Annotated in this window: 17 protein-coding genes and 1 riboswitch; of the genes, 10 read left to right on the top strand and 7 right to left on the bottom strand. The window is 72.0% G+C overall.

Features of this window, described 5'->3' with window-relative positions:
- Positions 1-66 precede the first annotated feature (66 nt).
- The 4 genes from ACFWJW_RS28780 to sbnA are packed head-to-tail and all read left to right on the top strand — an operon-like array spanning position 67 to position 8,366.
- Positions 67-2,613: a Pls/PosA family non-ribosomal peptide synthetase gene (locus ACFWJW_RS28780; protein ID WP_387246907.1), complete on the top strand. Its 2,547-nt coding sequence runs from the start codon at positions 67-69 to the stop codon at positions 2,611-2,613.
- Positions 2,614-2,621: 8 nt separating this feature from the next.
- Positions 2,622-6,176, top strand: coding sequence for an amino acid adenylation domain-containing protein (locus ACFWJW_RS28775; protein ID WP_387246905.1), 3,555 nt, complete (start codon positions 2,622-2,624; stop codon positions 6,174-6,176).
- Between the two features lie 3 nt (positions 6,177-6,179).
- Positions 6,180-7,250, top strand: coding sequence for a 2,3-diaminopropionate biosynthesis protein SbnB (gene sbnB / locus ACFWJW_RS28770; protein ID WP_387246902.1), 1,071 nt, complete (start codon positions 6,180-6,182; stop codon positions 7,248-7,250).
- Between the two features lie 57 nt (positions 7,251-7,307).
- Positions 7,308-8,366 carry a 2,3-diaminopropionate biosynthesis protein SbnA gene (gene sbnA, locus ACFWJW_RS28765; protein WP_387246899.1) on the top strand — a complete coding sequence of 353 codons (1,059 nt, stop codon included), beginning with the start codon at positions 7,308-7,310 and terminating at the stop codon, positions 8,364-8,366.
- A 21-nt stretch (positions 8,367-8,387) separates the two neighbouring features.
- Here sbnA and ACFWJW_RS28760 read toward each other — a convergent pair whose 3' ends face one another.
- The 5 genes from ACFWJW_RS28760 to ACFWJW_RS28740 all read right to left on the bottom strand — a co-directional run bounded on the left by ACFWJW_RS28760 (position 8,388) and on the right by ACFWJW_RS28740 (position 15,410).
- Positions 8,388-9,557 (bottom strand): aromatic ring-hydroxylating dioxygenase subunit alpha, encoded by a 1,170-nt coding sequence (locus ACFWJW_RS28760; protein ID WP_387246897.1) that lies wholly within the window; start codon positions 9,555-9,557, stop codon positions 8,388-8,390.
- Positions 9,558-9,566: 9 nt separating this feature from the next.
- The gene (gene solA, locus ACFWJW_RS28755) at positions 9,567-10,727 is read right to left on the bottom strand and encodes an N-methyl-L-tryptophan oxidase (RefSeq protein WP_387246894.1); all 1,161 of its coding nucleotides are present in this window, start codon (positions 10,725-10,727) and stop codon (positions 9,567-9,569) included.
- Positions 10,728-10,789: 62 nt separating this feature from the next.
- Positions 10,790-13,285 (bottom strand): FAD-dependent oxidoreductase, encoded by a 2,496-nt coding sequence (locus ACFWJW_RS28750; RefSeq protein ID WP_387246892.1) that lies wholly within the window; start codon positions 13,283-13,285, stop codon positions 10,790-10,792.
- Between the two features lie 50 nt (positions 13,286-13,335).
- Positions 13,336-14,421, bottom strand: a complete 1,086-nt coding sequence (locus tag ACFWJW_RS28745; RefSeq protein WP_387246889.1) for an S-(hydroxymethyl)mycothiol dehydrogenase — start codon at positions 14,419-14,421, stop codon at positions 13,336-13,338.
- A gap of 188 nt (positions 14,422-14,609) precedes the next feature.
- Complete coding sequence (locus ACFWJW_RS28740; protein ID WP_387246887.1) at positions 14,610-15,410, bottom strand: IclR family transcriptional regulator; 801 nt, start codon at positions 15,408-15,410, stop codon at positions 14,610-14,612.
- Positions 15,411-15,578: 168 nt separating this feature from the next.
- Here ACFWJW_RS28740 and ACFWJW_RS28735 point away from each other — a divergent pair, with 168 nt between their 5' ends.
- The 3 genes from ACFWJW_RS28735 to ACFWJW_RS28725 all read left to right on the top strand — a co-directional run bounded on the left by ACFWJW_RS28735 (position 15,579) and on the right by ACFWJW_RS28725 (position 18,476).
- Positions 15,579-15,899, top strand: a complete 321-nt coding sequence (locus ACFWJW_RS28735) for a bifunctional 3-phenylpropionate/cinnamic acid dioxygenase ferredoxin subunit (protein ID WP_387246885.1) — start codon at positions 15,579-15,581, stop codon at positions 15,897-15,899.
- Complete coding sequence (locus ACFWJW_RS28730) at positions 15,896-17,068, top strand: NAD(P)/FAD-dependent oxidoreductase (protein WP_387246883.1); 1,173 nt, start codon at positions 15,896-15,898, stop codon at positions 17,066-17,068. Before ACFWJW_RS28735 ends, ACFWJW_RS28730 begins: the two co-directional genes overlap by 4 nt.
- Positions 17,069-17,354: 286 nt before the next feature.
- Positions 17,355-18,476, top strand: coding sequence for an NADH:flavin oxidoreductase (locus ACFWJW_RS28725; protein WP_387246881.1), 1,122 nt, complete (start codon positions 17,355-17,357; stop codon positions 18,474-18,476).
- 109 nt (positions 18,477-18,585) lie between these two features.
- On the opposite strand, the gene ACFWJW_RS28720 is transcribed toward ACFWJW_RS28725, so the two are convergent.
- Complete coding sequence (locus ACFWJW_RS28720; protein WP_387246878.1) at positions 18,586-19,440, bottom strand: bifunctional 5,10-methylenetetrahydrofolate dehydrogenase/5,10-methenyltetrahydrofolate cyclohydrolase; 855 nt, start codon at positions 19,438-19,440, stop codon at positions 18,586-18,588.
- Between the two features lie 21 nt (positions 19,441-19,461).
- Positions 19,462-19,550: riboswitch (ZMP/ZTP riboswitch) on the bottom strand.
- 33 nt (positions 19,551-19,583) lie between these two features.
- On the bottom strand, positions 19,584-20,477 hold the full coding sequence (locus tag ACFWJW_RS28715; protein ID WP_387246875.1) for a hypothetical protein: 894 nt from the start codon (positions 20,475-20,477) through the stop codon (positions 19,584-19,586).
- Positions 20,478-20,639: 162 nt separating this feature from the next.
- Between ACFWJW_RS28715 and ACFWJW_RS28710 the strand changes: the two genes are divergently transcribed.
- The 3 genes from ACFWJW_RS28710 (at position 20,640) to ACFWJW_RS28700 (ending at position 22,655) form a co-directional block, all read left to right on the top strand.
- Positions 20,640-20,960 (top strand): hypothetical protein, encoded by a 321-nt coding sequence (locus ACFWJW_RS28710; protein ID WP_387246873.1) that lies wholly within the window; start codon positions 20,640-20,642, stop codon positions 20,958-20,960.
- A 130-nt stretch (positions 20,961-21,090) separates the two neighbouring features.
- A complete protein-coding gene (locus tag ACFWJW_RS28705; RefSeq protein ID WP_078885681.1) occupies positions 21,091-21,312 on the top strand; it encodes a hypothetical protein in 222 nt (73 codons plus the stop codon).
- A 104-nt stretch (positions 21,313-21,416) separates the two neighbouring features.
- Positions 21,417-22,655: an SPFH domain-containing protein gene (locus ACFWJW_RS28700; RefSeq protein WP_387246870.1), complete on the top strand. Its 1,239-nt coding sequence runs from the start codon at positions 21,417-21,419 to the stop codon at positions 22,653-22,655.
- Positions 22,656-22,665: the final 10 nt, after the last annotated feature.

Genomic DNA, 22,665 nt, shown 5'->3' with positions numbered 1-22,665 from the left:
CCAAACGAGCGCCTGCGGGACCCGGTGACGGGACGACGGTCGTCGGCGCTTGACAGGGAGGTCGCCATGGTCGGAGAGCCGGTCGAAGAACTGACCTCGTATCCGGAGGAATCCCCGGCCGGCCGGGGCGGCGCGGACGGCCCTGTCCCCGGTATCGAGGCCGCCTTCGCCGGCACGCTGGCCGAGGTCATGGGTACCGGGCAGCCGCCGGTGGACCGGCACTTCTTCGACGACCTGGGCGCCGACTCCTTGGTGATGGCACATTTCTGTGCGCGGGTCAGGAAGCGTGCCGACCTGCCGCCGGTGTCGATGAAGGACATCTACCGGTATCCGACGATCCGGGAACTGGCCACGGCGTTGGCGGGCTCCCCACCGTCTTTCCCGGTCGAGGCCCCGCCCCCGGCACCGACTCCCCCGTCGGCGCCGGCTCCCGCTGTCAGGGGCACCTCTCGGTACGTCCTGTGCGGAGCGCTACAGCTGCTGACGTTCCTCGGGTACACCTCTCTCGTCGCGGTCGCCACGGCCTGGGGCTACGAGTGGATCGCCGCCGGGTCCGGCCTGTCCGGCCGATATCTGCGCTCGGTGCTGTGCGGCGCGGCCGGACTGCTGGTGTTGTGCGCGCTTCCGGTCCTGGTGAAGTGGGTTCTCATCGGGCGGTGGCAGCCCCGGCAGTTCCGCGTCTGGAGCCTGCCGTACGTCCGCTTCTGGGTCGTCAAGACGCTGATCCGCGCGAACCCGCTGGTGCTGTTCGTCGGTTCGCCGCTCTACACGCTCTACCTCCGGGCCCTGGGCGCGAGAATCGGGCGGGGCGTCACGGTCTTCTCGCGCAATGTGCCGGTGTGCACCGATCTGCTGGCCGTCGGCGACGGCACCGTCATCCGCAAGGACGCGTTCCTCAACTGCTACCGGGCCCAGGCCGGTCTGATCCAGACGGGCACGGTGGTCCTCGGGAAGAACGTGGTCATCAGCGAGGCCACGGTGCTCGACATCGAAACGGCGCTGGGTGACGGGGCGCAGCTCGGCCATGCCTCGTCGCTGCACAGCGGGCAGGTCGTACCGGACGGCGAACACTGGCACGGTTCACCGGCACAGCGGACCGACGTGGACTACCGCGTGGTGGGACCGGCCGGCTGCGGCGCCGTGCGCAGGACGGTGCACAGCGCGCTCCAGCTGGCGACCGTGCTGTTGCTGTACGTACCGCTGACGGTCGGCGGTGTGGGCATCCTGCTGGCCGAGGCGCCGCAGCTCACCGCGGTCCTGGAACCCGGCCCCACGGCGCTGGCCGACGGGACGTTCTACGTGGACGCCCTGCTGGTGTCCCTGCTCTTCTTCGCCGCCGTGCCCCTCGGCCTGCTCTTCCAGGCCACGGTCCCCCGGCTGCTCAGCCGGACCCTCACTCCGGGCAAGGTCTATCCGCTGTACGGCTTCCACTACACGGTGCACCGGCTGATCGCCCTCACCACCAACCGGAAGTTCCTGATGCGGCTGTTCGGCGACAGCTCCGCCATCGTCCACTACCTGCGGTGCCTCGGTTACGACCTCTCCCGGATCGAGCAGACCGGGTCGAACTTCGGCACCGAGGTCAAGCACGAGACGCCGTACCTGAGTTCCGTCGGGAGCGGGACGATGGTCGCCGACGGCCTGTCCGTCATGAACGCCGACTTCACGGACACGTCCTTCCGCGTCTGCCGGACCTCGATCGGGCCGCGCAACTTCCTCGGGAACCGGATCGCCTACCCCTCGCGTGGAAAGACGGGCGACAACTGCCTGCTCGCGACGAAGGTCATGGTCCCGGTCGACGGCGAGGTCCGGGAGGGCGTCGGGCTCCTCGGCTCGCCCAGCTTCGAGATTCCCCGCTCGGTCCAACGGGACAGCACCTTCGACCAGTTGAAGAACGGCGAGCAGCTGCGCCGCCACCTCGCCGCCAAGAACCGGCACAACGCCGCCACCATGGGGCTCTACCTGCTGGTGCGGTGGCTCTACTTCTTCTGGGTCACCCTGCTCGTGGCCGTCGCCGCGGAACTCTACGACTCCCTCGGCGCCCTGGCGATCGCGCTGGGCAACGTCCTGGTGCTGGTGTCCGGCGCCGGCTACTTCGTGCTGGTCGAACGGGCCGTGACGGCGTTCCATCCGCTGAGCCCGCTGTTCTGCTCGATCTACGATCCGCGCTTCTGGCGGCGGGAACGCTTCTGGAAGGTGCCCTCGGAGACGTATCTGCTGTTCTTCAACGGCACCCCGTTCAAGAACCTGATCTGGCGGCTGCTGGGGGTCCGGATCGGCCGCAGGGTCTTCGACGACGGCTGCTATCTGACCGAGCGGACCCTGGCCGCCATCGGGGACGGCTGCACCCTCAACGCGGGGAGCGTCGTCCAGTGCCACTCGCAGGAGGACGGCACCTTCAAATCCGACCGCAGCACGCTCGGCGCGGGCTGCACGCTCGGCGTCGGCGCCTTCGTCCATTACGGGGTGGCCATGGGTGACGGCGCGGTGCTCGCGCCCGACTCCTTCCTGATGAAGGGCGAGGCCGTCCCGCCGCACGCGCACTGGGGCGGCAATCCCGCCCGGCAGACCAGCGGCCAGGACACCGGCGAGGGCTGGAGGCAGCAGCGATGACCACATCCATGACAGCCCACACCCGCCGCGCACGCGGTGGGCCGGCCGACGGCGCGTACACCAGGGTTCCGCGCTGGACCCGCGACCCGGTGCCGGGTACCGCCGAGCACACGACGGTCCTCCCGGAGCGGCTGCCGGCCGCGCTGCGCCGGCTGGCCGACCGGCTGCGGATACCGCTGAGTTCGGTGCTGCTGGCCGCGCACGCCAAGGTGCTCGCCGCGCTGTCCGGCGACCACGAGGTCACCACCGGCTACCTCGCCGAGCGGGGCGGCACCCCGCTGCCGTGCCGGCTGACGACCGCGGCCGGCTCCTGGCGGACCCTCCTGCTGGACACCCACCGGGCCGAGGCGGAGCTGTTGCGGCGCCGGGGCTTCCCGGCCGCCGGATCCGGGCCGGCACCGGCTCCGGCCGAGGAGTCCCCGGAGACCGTATTCGACCTGCCCGGTACGGACGGCGGCCCGGCCGGCGACACCGTGCTGTGGGTCGCCCTCGTCCGCCGCGACGGCCGGGAGGTGCTGCGACTGCGGTACCGGACCGATGTCCTCGACGCGGACTGCGCCGCCCGGATCGGCGGCTACTACCGCACGGCGCTCACGCTGCTCGCCGCCGATCCGGACGCCGAGCACCGGCGGCAGTCCCTGCTCTCCGCCGAGGAACTCCGGTATCAGCTCGAAGGACTGGCCGGGCCGGGCCGGCCGCTGCCGGACCGCCGGTTCCACGAGTTGTTCCAGCAGCGGGTGCGGGCGCACCCGGACGCCGTCGCCGCCGTGCACGGGAGCCGGCGGTGGACGTACCGCGAACTCAACGTCCGTGCCAACCGGTTGGCGCACGCCCTGCTGTCCCGCGGGCTGGGCCGGGAAGACGTCGTCGCGGTGGTCACCGAACGCAACCTGGAGTGGCTGGCCGCGGTCATCGCGATCTTCAAGGCCGGCGGGGTGTACCTGCCGGTGGAGCCGCACTTTCCGCCCGGCCGGATCGCGCTGATGCTCTCACGCGCCGGCTGCCGGCAGGTGCTGACCGAACCCGGCAGCACCGCCGGCCTCGACCGGGCCCTCACCTCGGTGCCCGGGGTCCGGACCCTCTTCATCGACGCCGTCTGCGCGGCGAGCCCCGCGGACAGCGACCCCGACGTCCGGGTCGGCCCGGACCAGTTGGCGTACATCTACTTCACCTCGGGCTCCACCGGTGAGCCCAAGGGCGCGATGTGCGAGCACCTGGGCATGCTCAATCACCTCTACGCCAAGATCGACGACCTGGCGATCGACGAGCGGCAGGTGGTCGCCCAGACCGCGCCCCAGTGCTTCGACATCTCCCTGTGGCAGCTGCTCTCGGCGCTGCTGGTCGGCGGCCGGACCCTGCTGGTCGAGCAGGCCGCCGTGCTGGACGTGGGACGTTTCCTCGACACGGTGGGCGACGGACGGGCCACGGTGCTCCAAGTGGTCCCGTCGTACCTCGATGTCGTGCTGTCCGCCCTCGCGCAGCGGCCCGGCGCGCTGCCCGACCTGCGGTGCGTGTCGGTCACCGGGGAGGCGCTGAAGAAGGAGCTGGTGCAGCGCTGGTTCGCGGCCCGGCCCGGGATCCGGCTGGTCAACGCCTACGGGCTGACCGAGACCTCGGACGACACCCACCACGAGGTGATGGACGGGGTGCCGGACACCGAGCGGGTCCCGCTCGGACGCCCCGTCAACAATGTGCGGGTGTACGTCGTGGACGAACACCTGGCGCCGGTGCCGCTCGGCGCCCCGGGAGAGATCGTCTTCTCCGGGGTCTGCGTGGGCCGCGGGTACATCAACGATCCCGAGCGCACCCGGCTGGCCTTTGTGCCGGATCCGCACCATCCGGGGCGGCGGCTCTTCCGGGCGGGTGACCACGGGCGCTGGCTCCCGGACGGGAAGCTGGAGTTCCTCGGCCGCCGGGACAGCCAGGTCAAGATCCGTGGTTTCCGTATCGAGATGGGTGAGATCGAGAACGCCCTGCTCCGGGTGCCCGGAGTCGGTGACGGCACGGTGGTGGTCACCCAGCGGGCCGGACACGGCAAACGCCTGGTGGCCTTCTACTCCGGCCGGCACGCGCTGGAAGCCGATGTCCTGCGGGTCCGGCTGGGCGAGTTGCTGCCGGAGTACATGGTCCCCTCGGTCTTCCTCTGGCGGGAGAGTCTTCCGGTGACCGCCAACGGCAAGATCGACAAGAAGGCGCTGGAGGCGCTCGCCGGCGGCCTCGACACCGTCGAGGACGACTACCACGCACCGCGTACGCCGACGGAAGGGCGGCTGGCCGCGGCCTGGGCCGAGGTCCTCGGCATACCGCAGGACCGGATAGGCCGGCAGGACAACTTCTTCGACTGCGGCGGCACTTCGCTGTCCGCCGTGGCCCTCGCGGTCTCCCTGGGCCGTGCGGTCTCCGTCAAGGACCTCACCCGGCACCCGGTACTCGCCGATCTCGCCCGGCAGGTCGACGACGCGGCCGGGCGACCACGGCCCCACCCGAACGACGCCGCACCCGCCGTGCGGTGCGACACCGCACGGCCGGCCGCGTCCCGAGCCGCCACGGAGAGGAGAACCACCATGGTGTCGTCACTCTCGATCTCCCTGCCCGACCTGGAACGGGAACCCGGCACACCTCCGATGCTGCGGGTCCGGACCACCGACAGCCCGGCGCACTGGGCGGCCGAGCGACGGGACGCCCTGCGCGCCGTCGTCGCCGAGCACGGTGCGGTGCTGATCCGGGGCCTGGGGATGCGAGACCCGGACGGGGTCGCCGCCGTGCGCCACGCCCTGGGCGTCGCTCCGCTGACCGAGCGGGAGTCCTTCGCCCTCCGGCAGACCTACGCCGAGGGCGTCTACTCCTCGTCGAAGTGGCCGCCGAACCAGCCGATGTGCATGCACCACGAGCTGAGTTACACCCTGGAGTTCCCCGGGCTGATGCTGTTCGCCTGCCTGGGCGCCCCCACCACCGGCGGGGCCACCGGGGTGGCCGACTCGGCGGCCGTGCTGGACGCGCTGCCCCCGGCCCTGACCGAGCGGTTCGAGCGGGAGGGCTGGCTGCTGACCCGCAGCTACCACCCCGAGATCGGGGCCACGCTGGACCAGGCGTTCGGCACCGAGGACCGGGACGCCGTCGAGCGCTACTGCCGCGCCCACGCCCTCGACTTCACCTGGCAGCCCGACGGTGGTCTGCGCACCACCCAGCACCGCAGTGCCGTGCTGCGCCACCCCGTCAGCGGCCGCCGCTGCTGGTTCAACCAGATCGCGTTCCTCAACGAGTGGACCATGGCGCCCGAAGTGCGGGAGTACCTGATCGATGAGTACGGCCCCGACGGGCTGCCGTTCAACACCCGCTACGGAAACGGCGACCCCCTCGCCGAGGACGTCGTGCGGCTGCTCAACGAGACCTACGACGCCCACACCACGCGCCGGCCGTGGGAGGCCGGTGACCTGCTGCTCGTCGACAACATCCGCAGCGCGCACAGCCGGGAGGCATTCGAGGGGCCGCGGGACGTGGTGGTGGCCCTGGCCGACCCGGTGCGCCTGGCCGACTGCTCGCCGACCGTTGAGGTGAACTGACCCATGACCACCGTCCGTCCCACCCCGTCCCCGCCCACACCGCCCGGGCCGCCGCCCACGCCGTCCTTCGCGGTGCTCTCCGGTGCCCAGGTGCAGCGGGCGCTGGAGGGCCGCGAGAAGGAGATCGTGGACGTGGTCGAGGCCACCTACCGCCTGCACGGTGCCGGTGAGTCGGTGAACCCGCCCTCGTCCTTCCTGCACCTCCCCGACCGCCCCTCGTCGCGGATCATCGCGCTGCCCGCCTCCATCGGCGGGGAGACCCGGGTGGACGGCCTGAAGTGGATCTCCAGCTTCCCGCCGAACGTGGCCGCCGGGATCCCCCGGGCCTCGGCCGTACTGATCCTCAACGACCATGACACCGGCTACCCGTTCGCCTGCCTGGAGAGCTCGATCATCAGCGCGACCAGGACCGCCGCGTCGGCGGCGTCGGCTGCCGACCGGCTCAGCCGCGGGCGCCCCCGCCCGACCCGCGTCGGATTCTTCGGCGCGGGCCTGATCGCCCGCTACATCCATACGTTCCTGGAGGGGACCGGCTGGTCGTTCGACGAGATCGGTGTGCACGACCTGTCCGCGGAGAGCGCGGCCGGCTTCCGCCTGTACCTGGAGCAGCGGCGCACCACCGGGCGGGTCACCGTGCACCACGGTGCGGAGGAGCTGATCCGCGCCAGCGATCTGGTGGTCTTCGCCACCGTCGCCCCGCGGCCCCATGTCCACGAGGTCTCATGGTTCGGTCACCACCCGGTGGTGGTGCATGTGTCGCTGCGCGACCTCGCCCCGCGGATCCTGCTGACCGCGACCAATATCGTCGATGACATCGAGCACTGTCTGCGCGCCGCCACCTCCCCGCATCTGACCGAACAGCTCACCGGCAACCGGGAGTTCCTGCACGGCACGCTGGACGACGTGCTGGCCGGCCGGGTCACGGTGCCCGCGGACCGGACCGCCGTCTTCTCCCCGTTCGGACTCGGGGTGCTCGATCTCGCGGTCGGCAAGTACGTCTACGACGAGGTGGTCCGCTCCGGGGAACTGCGGGTCGTCGACGGCTTCTTCCACGAACTGCGCCGGTACGGATGAGCGGCCACGGTCGGACGGACCGTCCCACGGTGCGCTGCCGCAGGTGAGGAGACCAACGTGCCAGTCATATCCGCGCCCTACGCGTTCAACGAGGAGGAGCTCTATGTCGACCTCCGGTCGATCGTCGGGCACTCTCTCTTCCTCAAGTGCGAGGGCTTCAACTTCGCCGGCTCGATCAAGCTGAAGGCCGCGACCGAGATGGTGGAGTCCGCCGAACGGGCCGGAGACCTGCGTCCGGACACGGTCCTGGTCGAGTCCTCGTCCGGCAACCTCGGCGTGGCACTCAGCATGATCGCGGCGAGCAAGGGCTACCGCTTCCTGTGTGTGACGGACTCCCGCTGCAACCTGGCCACCCGGCTGATGATGGAGGCTCTGGGCAGCCAGGTGCATGTGGTCGCCGACCAGGAGTCCAACGGCGGCTTCCTCGGCGCCCGGCTCGCGTACATCCGCAATCTGTGCGCCTCCGACGACCGCTGTCTGTGGCTCAGCCAGTACACCAACCCGAGTAACTGGAAGGCGCACTACCGCAGGACGGCACCGGCCATCGCCCGCGCCTTCCCGCGGCTGGACCTGCTGTTCGTCGGCGCCGGCACCACCGGCACCCTGATGGGCTGCGCCCGGTACTTCCGGGAGTGGCACCGCCCGGTACGGATCATCGCCGTGGACAGTGTCGGCTCGGTGACCTTCGGCGGCACCGCGGGGCACCGGATGATCCCCGGCCTGGGCATGAGCGTCCAGCCGCCGCTGCTCGACGAGTCCTATGTGGACGACGTGGTACGGGTCGCGGAGGCGGACACCATCCGCACCTGCCACCGGCTGGCCAAACGCGGCTTCGTGTTCGGCGGCTCGACCGGCACCGTGGTCAGCGGCGCGACGGACTGGCTCACCCGGCACGACGCACAGGACCGCACGGCGGTGGCCATCGCCCCGGACCTCGGCGAGCGCTACCTGGACACCGTCTACCACGACAACTGGGTGCAGGATCTGTACGGCGAGGACGTACTCGCCACCGATCCCCCGCTCGACGCCGCCGGTCTTCCCCCACCCTCCGGCCTCACCCCACCGCCGGGGCCACTGGAGCCGTCCTCGCGGCCCCGGCGCCGTCGCGACGGCTGAGACCGGACCACCGGCCGCCGGTCAGCCGTCCCCGCCCGCCAGGCAGTCGGTGACCCACTGGTGGAAGGCGCCGATGTGGTGCTCGCTGGGCACCAGCACCCCGCCGTCGCGGTAGGCGCGGGAGCTCATGGCCGGCTGGGTGCGCTCGCAGGCGTCGAAGTCCTGGGCGTTGACGCGGTGGAAGAGTTCGACGGACTTGGAGACATCGGCGCCGGAGTCGACGATCTCGGGCAGGTACAGCCAGTCGCATTCGACCACGGTGCGGTCGGGGGCCATCGGGAACATTCGGTGGACGATGACATGGTCGGGGACGAGGTTGACGAAGACCTGCGGGCGGACGGTGATCGCGTAGTAGCGGCGGTCCTGGGTGTCCTCGATGCCGGGGAGCCGGCCGAAGCCGTCGGTGCCGTCCACGGTGAAGCCGGTGGCCTCGTCGGCGAAGGCCGCGCCGTGCCCGACGTAGTACTGGGCGGCGAAGCCGTCGGCGAACTCCGGGAGCACCTCGGTGAGTTCGGGGTGGATGGTGGCGCAGTGGTAGCACTCCATGAAGTTCTCGATGATGAGCTTCCAGTTGGCGCGCACGTCATAGGTGAGGCGCTTGCCGAGGGCGAGTCCTTCGGTGCGGTAGCGGTCGAGGGAGGCGGCGTCACCCAGTCGTTCGACGGCCGCGCCGATCACGGTGTCCTCGAAGGACGGCGGCTCGTCGGCCAGGCACACCCAGGCGTAGCCGAGCCACTCCCGGAGCGGCACGGCGACCAGTCCGCGTTCGGTGCGGTCGACGTCCGGCATCTTCTGAAGGTTGGGGGCGGCCACCAGGCGGCCGTCGAGGTCGTAGGTCCAGGCGTGGTAGGGGCACTGGAGGTTGCGGCGGACCTCACCGGACTCCTCGGTGCACAGCTGCGCGCCGCGGTGCCGGCAGATGTTGAGGAAGGCGCGCAGCGCACCGGCGCGGTTGCGGGTGATCAGTACGCTCTCCCGGCCGATCCGGACGGTGCGGAAGGCGCCGGGCTTCTCCAGGTCGGCGCTGCGGACCGCACAGAACCACAGCCGCTCGAAGATCTTCTCCTGCTCCTGGCGGAAGATCCCGGGGTCGGTGTAGTGGTGTCCGGCGAGGGTGGCGATCAGGCTGGGGGCGGCAGCGGTCGCGGGCGTGGTGGCTGCCGGCGAGGACTCGGTGGGCGTGGTCGTCATCGTGTCTCCTCAAGCGGCCGCGGCGGCGGGCCGGCGGGGGTCGAACAGCTCGATGGGGTGCGCGGTGGCTCCGGTCAGCGCGAGGTCGGCGACGATCTCGCCGACCACCGGTACGAACTTGAAGCCGTGTCCGGAGAAGCCGCAGGCGACGGTCACCGTCTCCGGGTGCGCGGGGTGCCGGGTGATCACGAAGTGTTCGTCGGGGGTGTTGGAGTACATGCAGGTGGCGGCCTTGAGGAAGCGGCCGGGGAGGGCGGGGAGGCGCGGCGCGAGCTGGTCCGCCATGGCGCGTACCTCGTGGTCGTGCACGGTGCGTTCGATGGTCTCCGGGGTGCAGACGGTGCCCTTGCGGAAGAACGCGACCTTGGCGCCGCCGTCGGGGCCGTCGATCGACGGGAAGCCGTAGATCTGGACGCCCCGGTCGTCCTCCCAGATGTAGATCGGGTGCCGGTCGGGTGCGAAGGGCGCGGTGCCGCCGCGCGGGGCGAACCAGTACATGACCTGTCGCTCGATGGTGAACGGCACGCCCAGGTCGGTGAGCAGCTGGGGCGCCCAGGCCCCGGGGCAGATCACCAACTGGCCCGCGGTGTAGGTGTTCTCGGGGGTGTGCACACGGACCCCGGCGCCGCCGGGCAGCTCCTCCCAGCGGGTGACCGGCTCCTCGAAGTGCAGCTCGGCGCCGTCCTGGCCGGCGAGCTGGACATGGGCGGCGACGGTGTACTCCGGCCGGACCAGACCGGCCCGTGCCTCGTACAGCGCGACCTCGTCCTCGGCGGGGGTCAGGGTCGGGAAGCGGCGGCGGATCTCCCCGGGTTCGAGCATCTCGTGCGGGAGGTCCCACTGGCGGGCGGATTCCAGGCTGCCGCGGACGGTCCGGCTGTCGGGGCGGCCGAGCATCACCCCGCCGCAGAGGGTGGCGATCTCCCGGCCGCTGTCCCGCTCCAGCTTCTCGTACAGCTCGTACGAGCGCAGCAGCAGCGGTACGTAGGCGGGGTCCTCGAAGTAGGACTGGCGGGTGATCCGGGAACCGCCGTGGCTGGAGCCGCGGTTGTGCACCGGACCGAACTTCTCCAGGCCCAGGACCCGGGCGCCCCGGGCGGCGAGATGGTGGGCGGCGGCGCTGCCCATGCCGCCGAGGCCGAGAACGATGACGTCGTAGGTGGGAGCCATGCGGTTGCTCCTTCTGCGTACGGAGGCGAGCGGATCACCGGCTGCACGGACGGGGCCCGGGGCTACCGGCGGATGCGCTCCATCTGCGGGTCGAAGAGGGGCTCTTGGGCGACGGTGGCAGGGATCTTCTCGCCGAAGTACTCGATGTGTACGGCGGTGCCGGGGACCGCCGCGGTGGCCGGCAGCCAGGCGTAGGCGATCCCGCGGCCGAGGGTGTAGCCGTAGGCGGCGGAGGTGACATGGCCGGCCGGGGCGCCGTCCACGAAGACGGGTTCCTTGCCGAGGACGACGGCCGCGGGGTCGTCGAGGGTGAGGCAGCTGAGCCGGCGGGACTCGGTGTCCGCGCTGCGGCCCTCCAGCGCCGCCCGGCCGACGAAGTCGCCCTTGGCGGGGCGGACCGCGAAGCCGACCCCGGCCTCGTAGGGGTTGTGTTCGGTGGTCATGTCATGGCCCCAGGCGCGGTACCCCTTCTCCAGGCGGAGGCTGTTGAAGGCGCTGCGCCCGGCGGCGATCACCCCGTGCTCCTGACCCGCCTCCCAGAGCGTGTCCCACAGCCGCAGCCCCAAGTCAGCGGTGGTGTACAGCTCCCAGCCCAGCTCGCCGACGTAGCTGAGGCGCATGGCGGTGACCGGGACATGGCCGAGGAAGGTCTGCTTGGCCCGGAAGTAGCCGAAGCCCTGGTGCGAGAAGTCGTCGCGGGTCAGGGGCTGGACCAGGGCGCGGGCGAGCGGGCCCCAGACGCCGATGCAGCAGGTGCCGGAGGTGCTGTCGCGGAGCTGGACTCCCCCACTCTCGGCTTCGCTCGAGCGGGAGGGGCCCCCATCGTCGGGGGCGTGTCGCAGCAGCCAGTCGAGGTCGGCTCCGCTGTTGGCGCCGACCTGGAAGCGGTCCTCGGCGAGCCGGGCGACGGTGAGGTCGGAGCGGATGCCGCCGGTCTCGTCCAGGAGCAGGGTGTAGGTGACCGCGCCGGGCTTCTTCGCGAGGTTGTTGCTGGTCATCCGCTGGAGGAAGGCGAGGGCGCCGGGGCCGGTGACCTCCAGCCTGCGCAGCGGGGTCATGTCGTAGAGGGCGACCCTTTCCCGGGTGGCCCGGGCCTCGGCGGCGGCGATCGGCGACCAGTAGCGGGCCGACCAGGCGTCGCGCTCGGGGAGCTGGAGCCCTTCGGCGAGCGGGGCGTTGGCCTCGTACCAGTGCGGGCGCTCCCAGCCGCCGCCCTCCAGGAAGTACGCGCCGAGCTCCTGCTGCCGTGGGTAGAAGGGGCTGGTGCGCAGCGGCCGCGGGGCTTCCATGGGCTGGAGCGGATGGATGACGTCATAGACCTCGATGAAGTTCTGGGCGCCGCGGTCGGCGATGTAGGCGGGCGAGCGCTGGGCGTCCTCGAAGCGGTAGAGGTCGCACTCATGGATGTCGGTGGCGGGCCGGCCGTCCGTCATCCACTCGGCGACGGCCTTGGCGACGCCCGCGGAGTGGGTGACCCAGACCGCCTCGGCCAGCCAGAATCCGCGCAGTTCGCGGGATTCGCCGAGGACCGGCATGCCGTCGGGGGTGAAGGAGAAGACGCCGTTGAATCCCTCGGCCACCCGGGACGCGCCCAGTGCGGGCAGCAGTCCGACGCTGTCCTGCCAGCTCGGCGCGAAGTCCTCGGCGGTGAAGGGCAGCGAGGACGGCATGACGGGGGCGTCGTCGAAGGCGGCGACGGTGAAGGGGTCGACGGGCATCGGGCGGTGGGCGTAGGAGCCGATGCCGAGCCGGTCGGTGTGTTCGCGGAAGTAAAGGTCGCGGTCCTGGAAGCGCAGGATCGGCTTGCTCGCCTCGTCGCGTGGGTCGTTGACGCCGGCGAGTTCGGGCAGCGGTGCGGTGGTGGCGTACTGGTGGGCCAGCGGGAGGAGCGGTACGTCCACCCCGGCCATCGCGCCGATCACCGGGCCCCAGAAGCCGGCCGCCGAGACGACATGGTCGGCGGGGAAGGTGCCGCGGTCGGTGGTGACGCCGGTGACCCGGCCGTCCGCCCGCTCGATCCCGGTGACGGTGTGCCGGTCCAGGAAGCGGGCGCCGCGCTGCTCGGCCCGGGCGATCTGGGCGCGGCAGGCGAGCACGGCCCGGGCCAGCCCGTCGTCGGGGGTGTGGAAACCGCCGTACAGCGTGGCCTCGTCCAGCATCGGCCACAGGCGCTTGCACTCCTGCGGGCCGATCAGTTCGCCACGGACGCCCCAGGAGGCCGCGAGTCCGGCCTTGCGGTGCAGGTCGGCCCAGCGCGCCTCGGTGGTGGCGATCTCCAGACCGCCGACCGGGTTGAAGCAGGAGCGTCCGTCCACGTCGAGGGAGCGGAACTTCCGGACGGTGTAGGCGGCGAACTCGGTGAGGGTCTTGGACGGCCCGGTCTGGAAGACCAGGCCGGGAGCGTGCGAGGTGGAGCCGCCGGGAGCCGGCAGCGGGCCCTGTTCGAGGACGGTGACATCGGTCCAGCCGCGGGCGGTCAGCTCATCGGCGAGGGAGCAGCCGACGATGCCGGCACCGATGACAACCACACGGGAACTGGGGGCGGGCGTACGGGACATGTCCCTCCTCCTGCTGGTCGGGGTGGTCCACTGGGGTGACTGTGACGCCGTTACAGGACCACGACGGAGCGCAGTACCCGGCCGTCGCGCATCTTGTCGAACGCGGACTCCACCTCGTCCAGGCCGATCGTCTCGGTGACGAATCCGTCGAGGTCGAGCCGTCCGCTGAGGTAGCGGTCGATGAGGACGGGGAAATCGCGGCTGGGCAGGCAGTCGCCGTACCAGGAGGATTTCAGGGCTCCGCCGCGCGAGAAGAGATCGATGAGCGGCAGTTCGAGGCGCATACCGGGGTCGGGGACGCCGACCTGGACCAGGGTGCCGGCCAGATCCCGCATGTAGAAGCCCTGGGTGTAGGTCTCCGGCCGGCCCACCGCGTCGATCACCACATCGGCGCCATGGCCGCCGGTCAGTCCACGGACCGCCTCGATGGGGTCCGTGCCACGGGAGTTGACGGTGTGGGTGGCGCCGAAGCGGAGGGCGCCATCCAGCTTCTGGTCGTCGATGTCGACCGCGATGATCCGGCGCGCGCCGGCGATCGAGGCCCCGGCGATCGCCGCGTTGCCGACCCCGCCGCAGCCGATGACCGCGACGGTGTCCCCGCTCCCGACCCCGCCGGTGTGCACCGCCGCTCCGTAACCGGCCATCACTCCGCAGCCGATGAGACCGGCCGCCTCGGGACGGGCGTGCGGGTCGACCTTGACCGCCTGCCCGGCGGCGACCAGCGTCTTCTCGGCGAAGGCGCCGATGCCGAGCGCGGGGGCGAGCGGGGTGCCGTCCAACAGGGTCATCGGCTGGGTGGCGTTGCGGGAGTCGAAGCAGTACCAGGGCCGGCCGCGGCGGCACGAGCGGCAGCTGCCGCAGGGCGCCCGCCAGGCGAGGACGACGTAGTCACCCGGGGCGAGATCGGTGACGCCGGGGCCGACGGACTCGATGACGCCGGCCGCCTCATGGCCGAGGAGGAAGGGGAACTGGTCGTTGATCGCCCCCTCCCGGTAGTGCAGGTCGGTGTGGCAGACCCCGCAGCTCTGCACGGTGACGAGCACTTCTCCCGGGCCGGGGTCCGGTACCAGGATCGTCTGCCGCTCGACCGGTGCGCCTTGTTTCGCCGCGACGACGGCATGGACGTGGTGTGGCATGCCCTACCCCTCCGTGTTGCGCACTGCACGACTGGTTGCGCGATGAGAGACATAGTGGGAACGCGGGATCGGCACCGTCAAGAGGTACGAGCCACCTCTTGGCAGTGAACCTCTCGCGCGCCCGGACATGAAGGCGGGGCCGGAACGCACACCCCGGCCCCGCCTTCGCCGCCTCACCCGTCATCGGGTCAACAGGCGTACCCCATCCGCCGCGACAGCTCCTCGGCCGCGGAGACGGTGGCCTTGACGACCTCGGGCAGCCGCTCCTCGGCCAGCCGGTAGGCGGGCACCGAGACACTGATCGCCCCGATCACCGAGCCGTCCGGCGCCCGCACCGGCGCCGCGACCGCCCGCAGTCCGAGCTCCAGCTCCTCGATCGCCACCGCGAAACCCTTCTCGACCACCTCGGCGAGCTCACGGCGCAGCGCCGCCGCCGAGGTGACCGTCCGCTCGGTGAGCCGAGGCAACTTCCGTGCCAGCACGGCCTCCTGGACCGCTCTGGGCTGGTACGCGAGCAGCGCCTTGCCGCTGGAGGTGGCGTGCAGCGGCGTACGCCGGCCGAGCCAGTTCTGCGCGGTGACCGAGGCCGGGCCGCGCGCCTGGGTGACGTTGACCGCCGCGTCGCCCTCCAGCACCGCGATATTGACCGTCTCCCCCAGCTCCCCGGCCAGTTGCCGGCAGACCGGCGCGCCTTCCTGGGAGATGTCCAGCCGTACGGCCGCCGCGCCGGCCAGCCGCAGCACCCCGGCCCCGAGGTAGTACTTGCCGCGCTCCTGCTCCTGCCCGACCAGCCCGCGGTTCTCCAGCACGCCCAGCAGCCGGAACGCGGTCGACTTGTGGACGCCCAGCTCCTCGGCGACCTCGGTCACGCCGACCTCGCCGTGCCGGGCCAGGATCTCCAGCACGGTCACCGCCCGGTCGACCGACTGCACACCGCCCGGCTGCTTCGGCGGCCTGGCCTCCGCCGGTCCCTCCACGCTGTCCGTCATCTGTTGGATCTCACCACCTGGCACCCCGGCCGCGGCCCGGGATTCGAAGGGTCGGCATTTCCGGGGACCGCTTGACGCATCCGCTCCCCGGCTGGATTCTGTTGCGCATGGCGCCTCATCGTGCGCAACGCGAAACTCGATGATACCGAACAGTAACAGGGGGGTCCTGTGATTCCTGTCTGCCCGCTCGCCGAGCTGCCCACCGGCGAGTCCGTACGCATCGACACCGCACCTCCGATCGCCGTCTTCCATGCCGACGGGCAGCTGTACGCCATCGACGACACCTGCACCCACCAGGACGCCTCCCTCTCGGACGGCTGGCTGGAGGGCTGCCTGGTCGAATGCCCGCTGCACGCCGCGTCGTTCGATCTGCGCACCGGAGCGGCGACCTGTCTGCCCGCCCGCCGGCCCGTGCGCACCCACCCCGTGACCGTCGAGGACGGCATGATCTACGTCCACCACGCCGCCGAGGAAGGCACCGCCGCATGAAGTCGGTCGCTGTCATCGGGGCCTCGCTGGCGGGCCTCTACGCCGCGCGGGCCCTGCGCGCCCAGGGATTCGACGGCCGGCTGGTGATCGTCGGGGAGGAACACCACCGCCCCTACGACCGCCCGCCGCTGTCCAAGGGCTTCCTCACCGGGGCCACCGCTGACCAGGGTCAACTCGCCCTGGCCGATGCCGAGGAGATCGCCGAACTGGACGCCGAATGGCTCCTCGGCACCCGCGCCACCGGGCTCGACGCCCAGGGGCGCGCGGTACTCCTCGACACGGGCCGGTCCCTGGCCACCGACGGCGTGGTGATCGCCACCGGCGCCACCCCGCGCCGCCTCCCCGGCCCGGCCCCCGCCGGAACCCACACCCTGCGCACCCTTGAGGACGCCCAGGCGCTGCGCGCGGAGCTGACCCGTGGCCCGGTCAGGGTCGTGGTGATCGGCGGGGGCTTCATCGGCGCCGAGGTCGCCTCGTCCTGCGCCGCGCTCGGCCATGACGTCACCGTGGTCGAAGCCGCTCCGCTCCCTCTCGTCCCCCAACTCGGCGGCGCGATGGCCGAGATCTGCGCCGCCCTCCATACGGACCACGGCGTCACCCTGCGCACCGGAACCGGTGTCGCCCGCCTGCACGACGGTGGCGCCGGCAACCGGGTCACCGCGGTCGAGCTGGCCGACGGCCGGCTGCTCCCCGCCGACGTGGTCGTCATCGGCATCGGAGTACGCCCGCACACCGACTGGCTCGAAGGCTCCGGGCTCCCCCTCGACGACGGGGTGTGCTGCGACGCGGGCGGGGTCACTCCGCAGGCCCACATCGTGGCGGTCGGCGATGTCGCCAGGGCGGACGGCGCCCGCGCCGAACACTGGACCAGCGCCACCGAACAGGCCGCGGTCGCCGTCCGGAACCTGCTGGCCGGCCGCACCGTCGCGACCCACCGGAGCCTGCCGTACTTCTGGTCCGACCAGTACGGCGTACGCATCCAGTTCGCCGGTCGGAGACTGCCCGCCGACACCCCGCGCATCGTCGAGGGCTCGCCCGACGACCGCAGCTTCCTCGCCTGCTACGAACGCGACGGGCAGACCACCGCCGTCCTGGCCCTCAACCGCCCCCGCCCCTTCATGCGCCTCCGCCGCGAACTCGCCCGCGCCACCCAGCCGGTCACCACCTGACCCCGGCCGGGGGTACGGCGCGGCGCGGCAGAGGGACAGCCGCGGGAGAGGCGACTGCGGGGTGCCGGCGGCGGTCCGATGGCTGCGGTGCGGCGACCGCGGGGTGACGACCGCGGGGTGGCGACTGTGGGGTGGCGACTGTGGGGTGACGACCGCGGGATGGCGACTGTGGCGCAGCAGACAGTGCGCAGCGGATGACGGCAGCGCCGTGGTGTGTTCGGAACAGCGGAACGTCTGCCGGCCGGCGGCGTTCCGCGCCCGCGTTCTCTTCCTAGGAGACCCCCACGTGACTGCCAGCGCCGCCGCCACCCGTGCGGCCCAGACGCTCTCCCGTCCCTTCACCCTGGGCGGCCGCACCGTGCCCAACCGGATCGCCATGGCGCCGATGACCCGCGAGTTCTCGCCGGGCGGTGTCCCGGGCACCGATGTCGCGGACTATTACGCACGCCGCGCCGCCGGCGGCGTCGGCCTGATCATCACGGAGGGGACCTACGTCGGACACCCCGCCGCCGGAACCAGCGACGCCGTCCCCCGCTTCCACGGCGCGGACGCGCTCGACGGCTGGAGCCGGGTCGTGGACAGCGTGCATGCGGCGGGCGGGACGATCATGCCGCAGCTGTGGCACGTCGGCATGGCCCGGAAAGCGGGCGCACCGCCGTTCCCCGACGCCCCGCCGTCCGGCCCGTCCGGCCTCGCCCTCGACGGCACCCCGTCCGGGCATGCCATGACACAGCGGGACCTGGACGAGGTCATCGCGGCGTTCGCCGAGGCGGCGGCCGCGGCCGAGCGGCTCGGCTTCGACGGGGTCGAACTGCACGGCGCGCACGGCTACTTGATCGACCAGTTCCTGTGGTCGGGCACCAACCGGCGGACCGATGCCTACGGCGGCAGCCGCGCCGCCCGTACCCGTTTCGCCGCCGAGATCGTGGCGGCCTGCCGGGCCGCGGTCTCGCCCGACTTCCCGGTCCTCTTCCGGATGTCCCAGTGGAAGATGGGCAACTATGAGGCCCGTCTCGCCGAGACGCCGGACGAACTCCAGGAGATCGTGGCGCCGCTGACGGACGCCGGAGTCACCGCGTTCCACTGCTCGACGCGCCGCTACTGGCTGCCCGAATACGAGGGCTCGGACCTCAATCTCGCGGGATGGGTCAAGAAGCTCTCCGGCCGGCCGACCCTCACCGTGGGCTCCGTCGGTCTCGACAACGAGTTCCTCGGGACGTTCCAGGGCGAACAGGCCGGGGTCTCCGACATCGACCGGCTGCTGGACCGGCTGGAGCGGGACGAGTTCGACCTCGTCGCCATCGGGCGGGCGCTGCTCGGCGACCCGGAGTGGGCCGCCAAGATCTTCGAGGGCCGCACCGACGCCCTGGTGCCGTTCGACGCCTCGATGCTGCGGACGCTGCGCTGACACCGGACGCACCGGGCGCGGCCGATCCGCGCCGCGCCCGTGCGTCACCCTCCGCACCACTCCACCGGGCGGATACTCCGTCCCCTTACCGCCCCGCGCCGGCCGGCGGTCAGACCGCGTTCAGCTGGGCGGCCGCGGCGTCGACGGTCTGGGTGAGCAGGGTGGCGATGGTCATCGGGCCGACGCCGCCGGGGACCGGGGTGATCAGGGCAGCGCGGGTGCGTGCCGCCTCGAAGTCCACATCCCCGACGTTGCCCGGGTTGGAGCCGGCGTCTATCACGACGGCCCCGGGCTTGAGGTGCTCACCGCCCAGGAACCGGGGCCGGCCGACGGCCGCGATCAGCACATCGGCCTCCCTGGTGAGCGACGCCAGATCGGTGGTGCGGGAGTGGCAGTAGGTGACGGTGGCATCGCGGCCGAGCAGCAGCATCCCCACGGGCTTGCCGAGGATCGCGCTGCGGCCGACCACGACGGCATGCTTGCCGGCCAGGTCGACCTCGTAGTGATCCAGCAGCCGCAGGATGCCACCGGGCGTACAGGAGGCGAAGCCGTCCAGGCCGAAGCTCATCGCGGCGAAGGAGTGGCAGGTGACGCCGTCGACATCCTTCTCCGGGGCGATCGCCTCGAACGCGGCGCGCTCGTCGATGTGCGGGCCGGCCGGGTGCTGCAACAGGATGCCGTGCACCGCGGGGTCGTTCGACAGCGCGGTGATCGTGTCGACCAGCTCCGCGGTCGTCGTGGCGGCGGGCAGCGCGACATGCCGGGAGAGGATCCCGGCCTTCGCGCAGCGGTTGCGCTTCATACGGACATACGTCACCGAGGCGGGGTCGTCGCCGACGAGTACGGTCGCCAGACACGGGGCCGTGCCGGTCCGTTCGGTGAGGTCCGCCGCGCGCCGGGCGGCCTGTTCGACGAGACCGCGGGCGAGTGCGCTGCCGTCCATGAGGCGGGCGTCCGGGGACATGGGCTACTCCTGAGCGTCAGGTGGGATCGCCCAGGCGCGCGGCACCGGCCGTGGATGGCCGAGCCGCTCCCCGGTGGTGCTCCACCCAAGCGCCAGTCACGGCTCGGCGCCCACTGTAATCGACGCCCGGCGGCGCGGTCCGGTCACCCGCCGCCCTGCCCCGGTGCGGAGAGGGGTGGTTGGGGCGCGGCGGTGGCCTCCCACTGGCTGAGGATGCCGTCCCAGTCGTGCTGGGCGGCGGTGATGGCATTGGCGTCCCAGGTGGGCTGCGGGGTGGGCTGCTGATACTGCTGGTGTTCCTCGTACACCCGGTATTCCTGGTACTGCTGCTGGTCCGGGTAGTGCTGGTACGGCTGTTGCTTCCAGGGCTCCTGCCATGTCAGAGGGGAAGCCTCCGGCTGTGGGGGCGGCACGTTGACCAGCCGGCGGTGCCGTCCCGTGCGGTCCGAGGGGGAAGACGGCATCGGGCGGCTCTCTGCGGACAGTTGTTGTGCGCGGCCCACCAGCAGCCGGACGTCGAGGCCGAGTTCGGTGGCCAGGGCGGTGAGGTCGACTCCGTTGTGCCAGCTGCTCATCAGGACCGCGTCCAGCGCCGGGGCCCAGGCCGGTTCGGAGGGCTGCGGGGCGGCGGCCGGGCCCGGCTGGGGCGGCGGCGCGACATGTGCGGCGGGGCCGGGCGCCGCGGCCCCCTGGGCGGGCTGTGGCGCGGGGGCCGGCGCCGCCGGGGCCTGCGGCGCGGGCTGCTGTGGTGCGGGGGCGGGCTCGCACGGGGGCTGGGCGAGCAGGCTCTTGGCGACCGCGCGGGCGTCGTCCTTGCCCACCGTGCGCCGGGCCAGCCGCACTTCGCGTTCGTCCAGGCCGAGCAGATCCGCCACCACCGCGTCGCTGCCCACGGTCACGGCGAAGGCGGCCAGGGTCCGCGAACGGCGGGCCTCGGCCTCGTCGAGGAGTCCCTGTGTACGGCGGACCTCGTCATCGCTGCTGCAAAACGCCTGTGCGAGTACCGCGTGGCGCTCCCACAACTCCCTCGGTTCCATGACTGCGACAACGTTCCTTCGTCCGGATTGGACCGCTTCCCGGCTATAGATCACTGCATAAGGTGATATTCGATGGAGATGCGCCCCTGCCTGCCTGGCGGAAGTACGGACGGCTGCAAAAATACGCAGTGACCCCAGCGTCGAAGAATCGTTTCTACGGCCATGAGCGTCCCCTCTTCCGGCACCGTCGCAGGTCACGGACCGACGTCCCTCCCCCGCCCCGGGCAGATGCCGCGGTGGATCACCGCGGAGGTCATCAGGCAGACCCCGGTGTACGCCGGGCTGGTGAAGCAGTGGACCGAGCGCGCCGCCACGGTGCCCGGGGTCGCCGATCCCGAGTGGCAGCGCCTGGTCTCCTACCGCGCGCTGATGGAGGAGACCGAGATCGCCCTCACGGCCCTTCGGCCCCATCGTGCGCCCGACGTACTGCCCCCGAGAAAGCCGTCGGTCCCGGCGGCCCGGCCCGCCCGTCTGGACGCCTGAAACCGGTCCGCGGCGCCCGCCGGACCGGCGGCGCGGGCGGCACCCCGGCCGGAGTACCGTTGAGTTGTCGAGGATTTCCCGCTGTCCGGCGGCTGCGCCGACAGCGGCTTTGACCAGCGACGGAGCCCGGGTGAGCGCGACGGATGACACGGACTTCAGCCCGATCGGGGTGATCGGGCGGGTGACCGTCTCCATCCCGACCGACGGCCCGGGTGAGGTGCTGCTGCCCGTACGCGGCGGCACCGAGGCATTCGCCGCCTGGTCCCGCGAGCCCATCGCCCGGCACACGCAGGTCATCGTGGTGGACCACACCTCGGCGCGGTCGGTGATCGTCGCGCCGCTGCCCGCGTGACCCGGCGGTCCCGCCGACCGTCGCCGGCCACGTGAGCACTCCCTTTTCCCGCGGCCGTGCCCGCACCCCCACCGGGCCGGTCGCACCGGACCAGGAGCGTTCCGATGTTGTTCTGGCATGTTCCCGCGCCCAATGAGGCGCTGTTGATCTCCGGCTCGAAGCGCCGGGCCGGGGACGCCCAATTCCGTATCGTCACCGGCCACGGCTGCTGGGTCCTGCCCGTCAAACAGAAGGCGAGTGTGCTGTCGCTGTCGCTGCGGGAGGCGGAGATCTCCGAGGACTGCGTCACCCAGCAGGGCATCCGGCTCGGCGTCCGGGCGGTCGCCGTCTTCAAGGTCGGGGACGACCAGACGTCCATCGCCAACGCCGCGCGCCGGTTCCTGGCCGAGCAGGCCACCATGGAAGAGCTGGTGGGCCGGATCTTCGCCGGTCATCTGCGCTCGATCGTCGGCGGACTGACCGTCGAGCAGATCATCCGGGAGCGGGACCGGGTCGCCCAGGAGGTCAAGGACGGCAGCCACTCCGAGATGGAGAAGCTCGGCATCGTCGTCGACGCCCTTCAGATCCAGGAGATCGCCGACACCTCCGGCTACATCACCAATCTCGCCGCACCGCACGCCGCCGCGGTGGCCAGCACGGCCCGGATCGCGCAGGCCAAGGCCGACCAGGAGGCGACCGAACGCGAGCAGCAGGCGGCGGCGTTGAAGGCCGAGTACGAGCGGGACACCGCGATCAAACGGGCGGGGTTCCTCGCCGAGACCGAGCAGTACAACGCCCGGGCCGCGCAGGCCGGCCCGCTCTCCCAGGCCAGGGCCTCGCAGGAGGTCATCGAGGAGCAGACCGCGCTGGCCCAGCGGCAGGCCGCGCTCGCCGCCCAGCGGCTGGAGGCCGAGGTACGCCGCCCCGCGGACGCCGAGGCGTACCGGCTGCGCACCCTGGCGGAGGCGCAGCGTGACCAGGTCCGGTACGAGGCGGACGCCCACGCGTACACCGAACGGACCGTCGCCCAGGCGCGGGCCGACGCCAACACGGCCCTCGCGGGCTCGCTGCGGGACGGCAACCAGGAACTGATCGCCGCCAACCGCACCGTCGAGAACCTCCCCGTCCTCGCCGAGGCCGCCGCCGAGGGCCTCTCCGGCGCCCGGCTGACCGTGCTCAACGGCTCCGACGGGCTGAACGAGATCGTCTCCGGCATCGTCGGCCAGTCCCTGGCCATTCTCGACAGCCTGAAGCAGGGCACCGGCCCGGCCGACACCACTCCCCCGCCGGCTGACGGCACCGGGCCGCTCCCCCGGAAGGTGACGAAGCTGAAGCAGGAGGGAACGGGGTCCGGGGCGTCGTGACCGGATATCC

Source organism: Streptomyces sp. NPDC127097 (assembly GCF_042724075.1).
Lineage (GTDB): Bacteria > Actinomycetota > Actinomycetes > Streptomycetales > Streptomycetaceae > Streptomyces.
This window is presented reverse-complemented; position numbering and strand designations above follow the sequence as displayed.